We start from the raw sequence: 13445 nt of genomic DNA on the forward strand, positions 1-13445 counted from the left end.
CTATTAAACATCATGGCAAATACCAAACCGGGCGAACGCAAGCTACAGATTCTCCAGACACTCGCCGAGATGCTGGAGCATCCCAAAGGAGAAAAGGTCACCACTGCGGCACTCGCCGCAAAACTGGAAGTATCGGAGGCGGCGCTTTACCGGCACTTTGCCAGCAAGGCCCAGATGTTCGAAGGCCTGATCGAGTTTATCGAATCCACGGTCTTCGGCCTGATCAACCAGATCAACGAGCAGCAGGAAAACGGTCTGTCGCAAGCCCAGGCGATCGCGGGCATGCTGCTCAATTTCGCCGAGCGCAATCCGGGCATGACGCGCGTGCTGATTGGCGATGCGCTGGTCAATGAAGATGAACGCCTGCAATTGCGGATGAACCAGTTCATCGAGCGTGTCGAGATGGCCTTGCGCCAGTCGCTGCGGCTGGCGGCGACGCAAGGCCAGGCCAGCGAAGCGGAAGCAGTCACGCGCGCCGGCATGATCACCAGTCTGGTGGTCGGCCGCTGGCATCGCTTTGCCAAGAGCGGATTCAAGCAGTCACCAACCGATAACGTTCCAGCCCAGCTCGCTATTCTGCTGGGCTGAGCAAAACACGTCAGCGCAGCACGGCAACAAGCGCAGCGCTGCTGCGCCGAATTTTCTCTCGTTCTCCCCGGCGTATCCGCCTTGCTCTTGCCGGTCGTTCGGGCGCAAGCGGAAAAATCCGAATCTCATTACACTCTCAGCCTTCTATACTCGCAGCAGTGTAAAGAGCGAGGTAGCGTTCGCACGCGATGTCGCGTGTGGGTACGCGCTTCCAACCCATCGACCCATGACGCCCTCCCAACACAAGTTTCCCACCTTTGCATTCATTGCCCTCTTGCTGGGCGGTATGGCGATTGGCTTCGCCGGCATTTTCATGCGCCTGTCCGACGTCAATCCCATCGCATCCGCATTCTGGCGCATGGCATTGGCCGCGCCGCTGCTGTGGGCTTGGGCGTTTGCCGTCAGCAAGCAGGACAAGGCGCTGAACAAGCGCACCGACTTTGCGCGTTCGCTGCTGCTGGCCGGTATCTATTTTGCCGCCGACATGGGCATCTGGCACTTGTCGCTGCATTACACCACGGTCGCCAATGCCACATTGTTGTCCAACTTTGCGCCCATTTTCATCGCCCTGTGGATGTGGATTGCACATCGCGTGCGCTTTGCCCGTATCTTCATCGTCGGCATGACCATTGCGCTGGTGGGCGCCGTGATGCTGGTCGGTCCGAACGCAGCAGGAAGCGAGCAGGGCGGTAACAAGTTGATCGGTGATGGACTGGGTCTGGCGAGTGCCATCTTCTATGCTGCCTATCAGCTGGTGGTGAAGGACGCGCGCAGCGAATATTCGACGGCCCGCCTGATGGCCTGGAGCACTACCATTACCGGATTGGCATTGCTGCCATTCGCCCTGATGGCGCCGGGCGACTTCATGCCTGCGCAGGCCGCCGGCTGGTGGCCTTTGCTGGCGTTGGCCGTGGTTGCGCAGATCGGCGGACAAACCGTGATTGCTTATGCATTTGCGCATCTACCTGCCTCGCTGTCATCGGTCAGCCTGCTGATCCAGCCGCTGACCGCCGCGGTCGCCGCCTGGTTGATCTTTCAGGAAGCAATCGGTCCCTTGCAAATGGCCGGCGGCGCGTTGCTGCTATGGGGCATTTATTTGTCGAAGAAAGGCAGTTGAATTGCGGCGATCATCACTACGCGCTATACAGTCTCCGCGCCGTACAATAGCCGTTTTGACGCCTGTGATTGACTGAACCTGCTGTGGTATTCCCCCGTAATGATCCGGCATGCTTTGCGCTGCTTGATGACTGCAATGCCGACGAACGCCATCCGCGTTCCCGCCTCTACACCGACCTTGCGCGTAATCTGTCGTGCGACGATGCGGCTTCCTTGCCCGAAGTATTGGCGCAGATGGAAAGCGCCCTTGAGCAGGGCTTGCACGCCGTCGGCGTCTTTTCCTACGAACTGGGTGCCAGTCTGCAGGGCATTGATGCAGGCACGGATGCGGGTCTGCCGTCGCATATCCTTTTGTTCAGACAGTGCACCTTACTTTCCAGCACCGGAGTAAGCCAATGGCTGGAGCAACACGACGACAATGTGATGCCGGCGGGTATCGCTGGCCTGCATGCGAGTGTGCAGGAGGATCGCTTCGCAAAAGACATCGCAGCGATCCACGCTTACATTGAATCGGGCGATACCTATCAGATCAATTACACCTACCGGCTGCGCTTCGATGCCTTCGGTACACCGCTCTCGCTATACCGCCGATTGCGCGAACGACAGCCGGTTCCGTATGGCGCACTCATCGCCATGCCCGATGGTAAAACGATCCTGTCGCTGTCGCCCGAACTCTTTGTCCGCCATGACAAGGGCACACTGACCGCGCGTCCCATGAAGGGTACCGCCGCGGCGAGCGGGGAGGATGCCATCGACGACGAGCGTTCCATCGCCCTGGCCAGGGACCCCAAAAACCGCGCCGAAAACCTGATGATCGTCGACCTGCTACGCAACGACCTCGGGCGCATTGCGGAATCTGGCAGCGTTCATGTGCCGAAGCTGTTCAGCGTCGATCGTTACAGCAGCGTGCTGCAGATGACATCGACAGTGCAGGCAACGCTGCGTGATGATGTGGATCTGGCCGAACTATTCGAGGCGCTCTATCCTTGCGGCTCCATCACCGGCGCGCCCAAGCGTCGCACCATGCAAATCATTCGCGAACTGGAGGACGATGCCCGCGGTTATTACACCGGTGCTATTGGCTGGTTCGATGCACCTGTAAGCGATCAGCGTGTCGGTGATTTCTGCCTGTCGGTGCCGATACGCACACTGGTGCTTGGTCCTGAAACAGCGGCCGGCGTACGCAGCGGTGAGATGGGCGTCGGTGCCGGTATCGTGCATGACAGCCGTGCGGAAGATGAGTTTGCCGAATGCCGCCTGAAAGCCGGATTTCTGACAGGGCTCGACAACGAATTCGAGCTGTTCGAGACCATGCGCGCGACGCATGCGGATGGCTGCCGCCACCTTGCGCTGCATCTGCAACGCTTGCGGTCATCCGCTGATTATTTTGGCTTTGTCTTCGATGAAGAAGCGATCCGGTTTGCTGTGCTGCAGGCGTGCAGCACGCTGGCGCCTGAACGCGTTTACCGCATGCGACTTGCACTCGGTCGCAACGGACAGTGCAGCGTACAGAGTTCAGTGCTCACCGGTTTGCCGTCACGCGTGAATGTGCTGCTGTCGCCGGAACCCACATGCTCGCAGGACCTGTTCCTGCGTCACAAGACGACGGTGCGCGAACGCTATGACGCCGCGTGGCGGCATGCCGAAACCAGGGGTGCGTTCGACATGCTGTTCTTCAATGAGAAAGGCGAACTGACCGAAGGCGGGCGCAGCAATGTTTTTGTGCGCCTCGATGGCCGCTGGCTTACTCCGCCTTTGCAATGCGGTCTGCTACCGGGTGTCATGCGCAGCGTGTTGCTGTCCGACCCAACATGGAATGCAGCAGAACGCATCATCACGATCGACCAATTGCAGGCAGCAGAAGAAGTCGTCGTCTGCAACGCATTGCGCGGCGTCTTAACGGTGGACGTGGTCCGGGACTGAGGTGAGGGCAGGCGTCGGCTGAAACACGACCAGCCAGGTCGCCACGACCACCATCGTACAACCGATCAACATGTTGACGGTGATCGCTTCGTGCAGGAAAAGCGCACCCCATAGCAAGGCAAATAGCGGAATCAGGAAGGTCACGGTCAAGGCCTTGGTCGGACCGAGATCGGCGATCAGTCGAAAATAAATCAGGTAGGCCACCGCACTGCATAGCAGCGCAAGCATGGCGGCGACCAGCACGATGAAGGGCGTGACTTCGGCTTTAATCGGTGACAGCGGCAGGAAGGGTAACAGCACCAGCGCGGCACCGACCTGCGAGCCGGTTGCCATTAACGGCGGGGCAATGTCGCTCGATGTCTTTTTGGAGTAAGCGCCGGCCAAACCGTAGCACAACGCCGCACCGGCGCAGGCCAGGGCGGCGATCAGCACCTGCGGTGTAAACGCCGCCGGACCGAGTCGCACCAGGAAGGCCACGCCACTGACGCCGATCAGCAAGCCGACCAGTTTTCGTGCCGAGAGCCGTTCACCCAGGATGGCAGCGCCGACCAGTGCACCCCACAGCGGGCTGGTGGCATTCAGGATCGCCGAGTAACCGGCCGGCAGCGTTAGCGCCGCATAAGAAAACAAGGAAAACGGCAATGCGGAATTGAGCGTGCCTATCAACACATACTGTTTCCAGTTGGACTTGAAATTCATCGCGCGCTTGCTGATCGCCATGAACAACAACATCGCACATCCCGCCAGCGCGACACGGACTTCCGCTGTCCACAATGCGCCGAGTACCGGTGCAACAATACGCAGGAACAGGAAGGATGCGCCCCAGATGGCGGCAAGGATCAGCAGACGGCAGATATCGGCGCTACGCATGGCCACTCCCGGATTCGTTAAGTGTCCAGCATAGGACAAGGCCGTACGACAGGCTGGCCGAAATCGGACATCGAAGCCACCGGCTTCTCATTTGTCTTGCATTGACCTATGACTGGACTCCTTTGTGTTGCACCCTCTTTGGCGTGAATGGTTGGCACGCGGTCCCCCTCGCAAGAGATAAATTGCATAGACCGCAATATGTTGATATAAATGCAATTCCTGCAATATGCATTGTCGGCCTACTATTTCATTGCCTGAAGGGTCACTGTATCGATGTCTCAAGCAGCGCGTATTAACGATCCCATTGGACATAGCCCAAGCATGAGCTGGCTGGTGAATGGTGTGATGGCCGGTGCGGCAATCGGCCTTGGCACCATTGCCATTGCAGGAACCGGTGGATTAGCCGCAACAGCAATCGTCGGCGGGCTCGTCGCAGGCGGTGCCGGCATTGGTGAGATGTTCAGCACTATGAGTTGGGTGCCCAAGGAAGTCTGCGGTGTCATCAAGGGAGCATGTTCCGGCAATGTCTTCACCAACGGCATACCGGCGGCCCGCGGGCATGTCGATGTCGTTGATTGTTACAAGCATTCGCCACCGTATCCTCCCATTGCAACGGGTAGTGCCACCGTCTTCATCAATGGTCTGCCGGCGGCACGTGTCGGCGACAAGGCCGGCTGCTCCGCCGTCATCAGCAGCGGATCGCACAACGTCTACATCGGCGGCGGTACCGTTCAGACGGACATGCTTGAACCGGAAAAACTGGTGCCGGATGGCGTGCATGTCGCGCTGCTTGTCGCGGGAGTAGGAAGTGCCATCGCACTAGGTGGGCCGATCATCGCGACGGCAGGGCTGATAGGCGGCGCGGCAGGGCAACTTGGCGGGAAATGGGTAGGTGGGAGAGTATTCGGTATTGAATCGGATGGACAGAAGTGGGCCATGCTCGGTGGCTCTTTGCTAGGTGGTGTTGCAGGGGCCAAAAGTGGCGCAGGTATTGCAGGGAAGCGGACTGCTCAACTCCTATTGAAAAATCAGGGAGCCATAGAGGGGAAACCATACGGAGCAAATACAATCAGTCCAGGCGAAGCGTTGCGAGCGAAGTACGCTTACATGACGGCTGAACAACGGGCAATTCGATTGGACGAGCTTGCCGAAGGTAATGCATATCGTCGTCTTCAAGAAATCGAATCATCGACCCCGGGCGCCCATTTCTTGGAAAAGCACGGTGCGAAAACCACTTTGCAATCACAACGTGAGCGAGCACAATCTGGCGCAAATCCGACTACCGGTATAGTTGAGACCTATGCCAATGGAAAGCCTAAGATCCCATCTTCGGCTACTCGTTTCCTCAGCAATAGAGATCAACTGAACGCGATTGATCGAGCACAAAATATTTACCGGTTCACAGGTGACCCAACATTGGCTGAACGCCCAATCAATTTCAATTATTTGATCGGCGAGGGGTACAAGAAAACATCGTTGACGTACGGGCAGTCCTATTCTGCGCAGGTATGGTTCCGCCAAGGGAACGTTAATACCGCATTTCCAATATGGGGACAGTAAATGAATTCGAAAAATGAAATTTTTGACTTACTCAGTTTGCTGAAAGTTTTTGATGTTAACTATGCAAGTGAGGAGGATTGTAACGCTGTGCAGGATCTGGATGTCAACAATCCAGAGGATGTATCAAAAGCTGTCAATGCATTGCTTACTTTGGAGTTCCGTAGCTATTTGCCGACTGTGCAGGCTCGACTGAAAGAATTACTTCGCTCGTGTCTCGATAATCCGGCAGAAGATTTTGAAAAATTGTTTGATCGTGTGGAGTTGGTGTTTGAGGATTCGGTTACTGATCGGCGTGCTTTTATGAGGACCTTGCTAAAAGAGTTGGAAGATCCTAGGAAGACTTAAACTGTAAGTCTGGCCGTCATTTGAAGCAAATGGTGGAGCACAATTAAGCCGTGAATCAATTACTCGCTTTACATCTCGTCCAAAGGCAACGCACGCTGCCCCGACGCCAGCACCGCGCCAAGCAACAAGGCCGCTGCTGAAAACACCAGGCCTCGCTGCAAGCCACCCGCCGCATCCGAAATCCAGCCGACAATCGTCGGCCCAACGATCTGGCCGAAAGCGAACACCGTGGTAAAGCCACTGATGCCGGCCGACCAGGCATGCGGCGCAAGATTGTGCCGCACCAGTGCCGTCGTTGATGCGACAACCGACAGGAATACCGCGCCGAACAGGATGCCGGATGCAAACACCGCCACCGGTGCCGACGAAAGGACCGGCAGCAATGTTGCGAGCGCCAGCAAGGCATTCAGAATGGCGAGTGACTGCCCGCCCTTGAAGCGATCCAGCATGCCTGCCCAGATGCGCGAGGAAGCCAGCACCGCAATGCCCAGTGCGGCATAAAAGACGGTAATGACCGATTGCTGCATGCCTTGCTCCTTGAGCAAGGCAATCACGAACGTCATGTAGCCGATATAGCCGACGCCAAACATGAAATAGCCGGCCAGCCCGAAGCCAAAGGCCCGTACCTTGAAAGTTCCACGGCCACTGGCGGTTGCCGTCGTCCCGTCAATGCTGTACGCCGGTCCGGTCATCGCAAGCGTCATCAGCAGGCAGAGGCCACCGAGCGCAAACCATGCCCATTGCCACGCGTGTGCCGCGCCATGCGCGCTTGCCGCATCAATGCTTGCAGGCACCAGCAATGCGGCACTCGCGATACCAAACCCGGTGCCGCCGTAATACAGTCCAATCAGGAATCCGGCGCGCTGGGCATGCATGGCGCCCAGGCGTGCGGCCAGCACGCCGCCTGAAATGAAAATGAATGCGCTGGCGATTCCTGCGAGCACACGCTGCGTCAGCAGCATCGTCGCTTCCGTCACCACGCCGGACAGCAGCATGAACAGCGCGGTCAGGATGGCGCCGGCCATCAGTGCACGCTGTGCACCGAAGCGCCGCATCAATGCGGGGGTGACCAGCGCACCGACAAAATAACCGAAGGCGTTCGCCGTATTCATGGACCCGGCAAGCAGGTAAGACCAGGACAGGTCGGCTCGCATCGGTGGCAACAGCAGCGCATATGAAAAGCGCGACAGGCCAAGCGAAATCGCAGCACCCAGCGAGATGCCGAGCGCGGTCAGCAAAGGGCGGCGATCGGCGAGGCTGCTGTGCTCCATCTAGGTGTCCTGTGCATGAACAGGGGAGCGCGATGATGTCAGCACCAGTCCCATTGCCACCAGCACAATGACCCCACCGACAAGGGTCGACATGCCGACCGACTCATGCAGGAAGATAAAGGCCCACAGCATACTGAACAAGGGAATCAGGAAGGACACGGACATCGCACGCGTTGGCCCGACCTTCACGATGAGCGGAATGAAAAGCGCTTGAGCCAGTCCGGAGGAGAGCAGCGACATCGCTGCGATACAGGCGAGCGCCGTGACCGATGGCATCGCGGGCGGCAAGGTGAAAGGCAGTGCGGGCACCATCATCAGGCCACCCAATGCGAGCGAGCCAGTCGCCATGGCGATCGGATGAATACCGCCTGGGCGACCGGTCTTTTGCACGATGATGCTCGACAGCGCATAGGACGCGGCGGAAACGAGACAGGCCGCAATGGCCAGCAAGGTCGACGGCGTCATCGCCACCGTGCCCACGCCAACCAGAATGCCGACGCCAACGACGCCGAGTACCAGGCCTGTCAGCTTGCGTATCGTCAGTCGTTCCGATAGCCAGATCACCGAAAATATCGCGCCAAACAAGGGCGCCGTGGCGTTCAGCACCGCCGAGTGGGCGGCGGGGATGTACAACGCCGCAAATGAAAAGCAAGTGAATGGAATCACGCCGGCAAACAAGCCGACGATGGCAAACGGTTTGGCATTGCTGCGCCAGTTCATCTGCACACCGGTCAGCAGCGCAAACGCCATCAATGCCAGTCCGGCCAGTCCCGTGCGCAAGGCTGCAGTCAGTAGCGGACCGGTTTCGGGAACAGCGATGCGCAGGAAGATGAATGAACCGCCCCAGATTGCAGAAAGGAATACCAGTTTGGCAAGGTCGGCTGAAGACATGGGGATGGGCGAGATGCTCAGGGGAAATAAAACGGTCGGTCGATTGTAGCACCCGCACTCACTTGCTGCCGTGGCTGTTGGAATCGTGCGACACGCCACTTCAGACGCCTCAGTGCGTCAGGTATTGGTCAGGTATTGCATTGAGGCCGGACAAGCACTTTGTCCAATCCTGTATGGCGATTGATAGAAGCCAAAGAGGCAACATCCGAAAAGCAAAATAATCACGTCAAGGGAGAAACACATGTTGAAGCGATATTCTTGGCGGCTTGCGGACGTGCTGACGATGGCAATGCTGGCGATTCCACTCGTTGGCTGTGCTGACGCCGTAGGTGATTCGCGTCATGCGCGGCAACCGCGGTCGGTGCCGAATCCGAATTCGGTATCGCAGCGCGCTGCCGATCGCGACAAGGAGGTGGCGGTCACGCACGATGCCACCGCTGCAGGTCAGCAGCTCATCCAGGCCGAACTCCGGCATTTCCATGTTTACCAACACTATCGTGCCGTGACCAGTGCAATGGATGAACCTGTCATGCGCAAGCCAGATAGTGCGAAGGACGATGTTCGTGTGCAGCACGCCGCCATGACTTTTTCGGAGCGGCGCATGGATCCGGCGCTCAGCGATTGTCCGCTGCCGACAATGACGGTGGCCGACTGAGCATCGATCTTTCAACGACCGTTTTACAAATCAATTTTACGAATGGTGTGGCGTGGTGTGCGCGGTGTGTGTCGCATGTGTCGTCTCCGCCGCATGCGCTGACTTTCCGCACACCGGACAGGATGGATTGCGAGTAATGCGGATGCCGGTCCACTCCATGTTGCGCGCATCGAGCAGCAGCAAGCGCCCCGCCAGCGATTCCCCGATTCCCGCGACAAGCTTTAATGCTTCGGCTGCCTGCATGGTGCCGATGATCCCGACCAGCGGCGCGAATACACCCATGGTCGAACACAAGACTTCTTCATATTGCTGCTCTGGCGGGAACAGGCAGGCATAACAAGGCGTGTCGCCATGGCGTGAATCGAATACCGAGATCTGGCCATCAAAGCGTATCGCGGCACCAGACACCAGGGGCACCTTATGCTGTACGCAGGCGCGATTGACAGCGTGACGTGTCGTGAAGTTGTCGCTGCAGTCGAGCACCACGCTGGCTTGCGACGCCAGTTCCGCGAGACGCTCTTCGTCAGCGCGTTCGGAAAGTGCAACGACCTTAACCTCGGGATTGATCTGCGCCAGCGCCTGCCTGCCTGATTCGACCTTGGGCTGACCGACACGCGCTGTCGTGTGCAGGATCTGCCGCTGCAGATTGGTGAGATCGACGGTGTCGTTGTCGACCAGTGTGATGCTGCCCATGCCTGCCGAGGCAAGATAGAGGGCGGCGGGAGAACCGAGGCCGCCCGCACCGATGATCAGCGCATGGCCCGCCAGCAGGCTTTCCTGGCCTTCTATGCCGATTTCATCGAGGAGGATATGTCGCGAATAGCGCAGGAGCTGGTTGTCGTTCATGGCGGCGGTATGTCGTTCTTGTTGGGTGTGTAATATTGGCGGGGTTTGTTGATGCTGATGTTTCTAATGTTGCCGGTTGATGTCCACGCCGTCAGCTTCCCTCCCCCTTGCAGGGGGAGGGTTAGGGTGGGGCGGGCCGCGCAGGCTAGTGCGCTCGAGTTATCTACGGTGTTGACTCGACCAGCTTACGCCTCCGCGGCCCGCCCCATCCCAACCTTCCCCCTCGCCGGGCGCCCCTAAAAGGGGGAAGGAGCTGATCAGCCCGAGCCCCGGACATCGAACATCGCAAATCACCTTAGCTAACAGCTTAGCATTATCGACCGGCCCCGACGCAAGACACTTTGCCATACACAGTATTCGCAGTCCTGCATCGACAGCCCATAAACAAAGGGCCGCATCACTGCGGCCCTTTTTACTTCAGCTTACTTTGCCAACGGCTTACTTCTTGTCCCCGTTGCCATTGCCATTACCATTACCAGGTTTCTTCTCATCGTTAATGGTGTTTTCCTTCTTACTTTCGACCTTCGGTGCCTTCGACAGCTGAACCGGCAGGCCTTTCAGGTGGTTCAGCGCCTGTGCCAGCTGGAAGTCGTCCTTGCCGCCAAATTCCGTCGGCTTGCGCTTCTTTTCGAGCGCGGCCAGGCGTTGCTCTTCTTCAAGTTCATCGACCTTGCGGGCGGCTTCATCCTTGTCCTTGTCGTTCAGCAAGTGCTTGGTGAGGTCCGCCTCGCGCAGGCGCAGGCCATTGAGGCCATCGCCTTCCGCGGTTTCATCAACCAGCAGGTCCGGCACGATGCCCTTGGCCTGGATCGAGCGGCCGTTCGGCGTGTAATAGCGCGCGGTGGTCAGCTTGATCGCGGTATCCGCGGACAACTGGCGAATGGTCTGCACCGAGCCCTTGCCGAATGTCTGCGTGCCCATGATGGTGGCGCGCTTGTAGTCCTGCAGCGCACCGGCAACGATCTCCGACGCTGACGCGGAACCGGTATTCACCAGCACCACCATCGGCACCTTTTTGATCCCCTCGGGTAGCTTGGACAGCGGATCGCTGGTCGAGATGCGCGACGAGGTATAAGCGTCGCGACGTGCGTAATAGGTCTGCTTGGAATCCGGCAGCTGGCCGTTGGTCGAAACCACCGGCACATCCTTTGGCAGGAAGGCCGCCGATACACCGATTGCCCCCGGCAGCACCCCGCCCGGATCGTTGCGCAGGTCCAGCACCAGGCCTTTCAGATTGGGTTCCTGCGCATAGATCGCGGAAATCTTCTTGGCCATGTCATCGACAGTTGGCTCCTGGAACTGCGATACGCGCAGCCAGGCGTAGCCCGGTTCGATTACCTTGGATTTCACGCTCTGCACGCGGATTTCCTGACGCACGATGCTGATGATGAGCGGCTTGTCCTCGTCCTTGCGGGCAATGGTCAGTGTGATCTTGGTATTGGGTTCGCCGCGCATGCGCTTGACGGCCTCATCGAGTGTCAGGCCTTTGACCGGGGTCGAATCGAGACGGGTGATCAGGTCGCCGGCTTTCAGGCCTGCCTTGAATGCCGGGGAGTCTTCAATCGGGGAGATGACCTTGACGTAGCCGTCTTCCATCCCGACCTCGATGCCGAGACCGACGAACTTGCCCTGGGTGCCTTCGCGCAGTTCCTTGAAGGATTTCTTGTCCAGATACGCCGAATGCGGATCCAGTGACGCCACCATGCCCGAGATCGCCTCGGTCAGCAGTTTCTTGTCTTCGACGGGTTCGACGTAATCAGTCTTGATCAGACCGAATACCTCGGATAGTTGGCGTAATTCCTCCAGCGGCAGTGGCGAGCCGCTTTTCTGCGCGCTGGCCTCGAATTGCATCGAGCCTGCGATGCCTGCCACTACGCCTAAACCAATAAGGCCGAAGTTCTTCAGTTTGCTGCTCATGTGTCACCTAAAAGTAATCCACCCGGATGGGTCGATGGCACGGCCTTGATGCCGCATTTCAAAGTATAAACCCGATTGTTCGTTGCCGCCGCTATTGCCCGCGCTGGCGATGGTGTCCCCGGTGTTGACCATGTCGCCTGCCCTTTTCAGGACGGCCTGGTTATTTCCGTAGACTGTCATGTATTGGCCGCCATGGTCAATGATGATCAGATTGCCGAATCCGCGCAACCAATCGGCGAACACGACTTGTCCGCCCGCGACTGCCCTGACTTCGGCGCCTTCGATGGCGCGGATGAACAGACCTTTCCAGCTTGGTCCGTCACTGCGGCTGCCACCGAATCTTGCAATGAGGTCTCCTTTTACCGGCAGACGCAATTGCCCGCGCAGGCTGCTGAAAGCACGCCCGGCGCCAACGGCTTGGACGGCGGGTTCCGGCACGAGTTCATTTCGGGCCACCAATTTCGACGGCGGTTCATCGTTGTCAATTGCATCAGGATTGGCTTTCGCCGTCTTGCCTGAAATCACCTTTGCTTTGCTTTCGGCTTCCCTTTTTGCCTTCGCCCGGGCCAGTTGCTCCTGCCGCTCATTATGCTCCCGTTGCTCGCGCCGGCGCTTTTCCAAAGCGGCAGCATCCGCCTTTCGCTGCTCTTCGATCAACTTTGCCAGTTTATCCACCAGGCCACCAAGCCGCTGCTCGTCGCGTTCGATGTTGCCGGCTTCCTTGCGCTGCCCGGCAAGCTTGCCCGAAAGCTGCGCCAGCAGGGCGCCACGGCGGGCCTTTTCCTTTTCCAGTTGGGCTTTCTGTTCGCGCTGCTCCCGGGCGATGTCATCCAGTTCGTCCCTGGCTTCCTGGGTAGCGATCTTGTTGCTCTCGACCGCCGCCATGTTGGCGCGCAGGGAATCGATCAGTTTGGCCTGGGCTTGCGATACATAGCCCATGTACTGCAATTCGCGGTTGATCCGGTTGGGATTGTCGCCGGACAACAGCAGCTTGATACGGTCTTCCTTGCCCGCGACATACTGGTCGCGCAGGAGTAATGACAGCCGTTTCTGCTGGGTGTCGATGGTTTTGGCGAGGCGCTCCTGCTCATGGTTCAGCTGGGTCAGCCTGGACTGGGTCGCGCGCTGGTCGCCGGCCAGATCGCGCAGCGCGCGATTGGCGTCCGAAATGGCGGTTTCCGCCTGCGCCAATGCATCGGCGGCATGGCTTTTGGCTGCTTCGGTCTGGGTAATGTCGCGTTTCAGTGCGTTCAGCTTCTGCTGAAGCTCGGCACGTTCGGCTTCGGCAGCCTGCTTTTGTTTCGCGCGCTCGCTGGGCTTTTGGGCATGTGCCGGCGCCGACGCCAGCATGACCGCCATGCCAAGAACAGGGAGGATGCTCCTCAGGGACTGATGATGCTGCTTGAACAAGGAGATTCCTATCTGATGCTGGATGGACGGACCCATGCGGCGATAATTCGCGC

12 protein-coding genes are annotated in these 13445 nt (G+C 58.4%); 6 read left to right on the forward strand and 6 right to left on the reverse strand.

The annotated features are described in order from the left end of the window. Positions 1-12: 12 nt before the first annotated feature. The 3 genes from slmA to ASE07_RS10900 all read left to right on the forward strand — a co-directional run bounded on the left by slmA (position 13) and on the right by ASE07_RS10900 (position 3627). Positions 13-588: a nucleoid occlusion factor SlmA gene (gene slmA / locus ASE07_RS10890; RefSeq protein WP_057290848.1), complete on the forward strand. Its 576-nt coding sequence runs from the start codon at positions 13-15 to the stop codon at positions 586-588. A gap of 226 nt (positions 589-814) precedes the next feature. Further along, positions 815-1705, forward strand: a complete 891-nt coding sequence (locus ASE07_RS10895) for a DMT family transporter (protein WP_057290849.1) — start codon at positions 815-817, stop codon at positions 1703-1705. Positions 1706-1773: 68 nt separating this feature from the next. After that, on the forward strand, positions 1774-3627 hold the full coding sequence (locus tag ASE07_RS10900) for a chorismate-binding protein (protein WP_235548428.1): 1854 nt from the start codon (positions 1774-1776) through the stop codon (positions 3625-3627). Here the strand turns inward: ASE07_RS10900 and ASE07_RS10905 are convergent. Further along, on the reverse strand, positions 3601-4497 hold the full coding sequence (locus ASE07_RS10905) for a DMT family transporter (RefSeq protein ID WP_057290851.1): 897 nt from the start codon (positions 4495-4497) through the stop codon (positions 3601-3603). The two genes, ASE07_RS10900 and ASE07_RS10905, sit on opposite strands and share 27 nt — an antisense overlap. 321 nt (positions 4498-4818) lie before the next feature. On the opposite strand from ASE07_RS10905, the gene ASE07_RS10910 reads away from it, so the two are divergent. Further along, on the forward strand, positions 4819-6057 hold the full coding sequence (locus ASE07_RS10910) for a PAAR domain-containing protein (protein WP_162256872.1): 1239 nt from the start codon (positions 4819-4821) through the stop codon (positions 6055-6057). Continuing rightward, positions 6058-6402 (forward strand): hypothetical protein, encoded by a 345-nt coding sequence (locus ASE07_RS10915; RefSeq protein ID WP_057290853.1) that lies wholly within the window; start codon positions 6058-6060, stop codon positions 6400-6402. A 68-nt stretch (positions 6403-6470) separates the two neighbouring features. Here ASE07_RS10915 and ASE07_RS10920 read toward each other — a convergent pair whose 3' ends face one another. Beyond that, positions 6471-7673 carry a YbfB/YjiJ family MFS transporter gene (locus tag ASE07_RS10920; RefSeq protein WP_057290854.1) on the reverse strand — a complete coding sequence of 401 codons (1203 nt, stop codon included), beginning with the start codon at positions 7671-7673 and terminating at the stop codon, positions 6471-6473. Beyond that, complete coding sequence (locus tag ASE07_RS10925) at positions 7674-8564, reverse strand: DMT family transporter (RefSeq protein ID WP_057290855.1); 891 nt, start codon at positions 8562-8564, stop codon at positions 7674-7676. Between the two features lie 241 nt (positions 8565-8805). Here ASE07_RS10925 and ASE07_RS10930 point away from each other — a divergent pair, with 241 nt between their 5' ends. Further along, entirely contained in the window at positions 8806-9219 is a 414-nt protein-coding gene (locus ASE07_RS10930) for a hypothetical protein (RefSeq protein ID WP_057290856.1), read from the forward strand. Between the two features lie 36 nt (positions 9220-9255). On the opposite strand, the gene ASE07_RS10935 is transcribed toward ASE07_RS10930, so the two are convergent. The 3 genes from ASE07_RS10935 to ASE07_RS10945 all read right to left on the reverse strand — a co-directional run bounded on the left by ASE07_RS10935 (position 9256) and on the right by ASE07_RS10945 (position 13341). After that, positions 9256-10065 (reverse strand): HesA/MoeB/ThiF family protein, encoded by an 810-nt coding sequence (locus ASE07_RS10935; RefSeq protein ID WP_057290857.1) that lies wholly within the window; start codon positions 10063-10065, stop codon positions 9256-9258. A gap of 438 nt (positions 10066-10503) precedes the next feature. Then, complete coding sequence (locus ASE07_RS10940; protein WP_057290858.1) at positions 10504-11982, reverse strand: S41 family peptidase; 1479 nt, start codon at positions 11980-11982, stop codon at positions 10504-10506. 3 nt (positions 11983-11985) lie between these two features. Next, positions 11986-13341 carry a peptidoglycan DD-metalloendopeptidase family protein gene (locus ASE07_RS10945; protein WP_057290859.1) on the reverse strand — a complete coding sequence of 452 codons (1356 nt, stop codon included), beginning with the start codon at positions 13339-13341 and terminating at the stop codon, positions 11986-11988. Positions 13342-13445: the final 104 nt, after the last annotated feature.

It is taken from the genome of Noviherbaspirillum sp. Root189, from assembly GCF_001428545.1.
GTDB lineage: Bacteria > Pseudomonadota > Gammaproteobacteria > Burkholderiales > Burkholderiaceae_D > Noviherbaspirillum.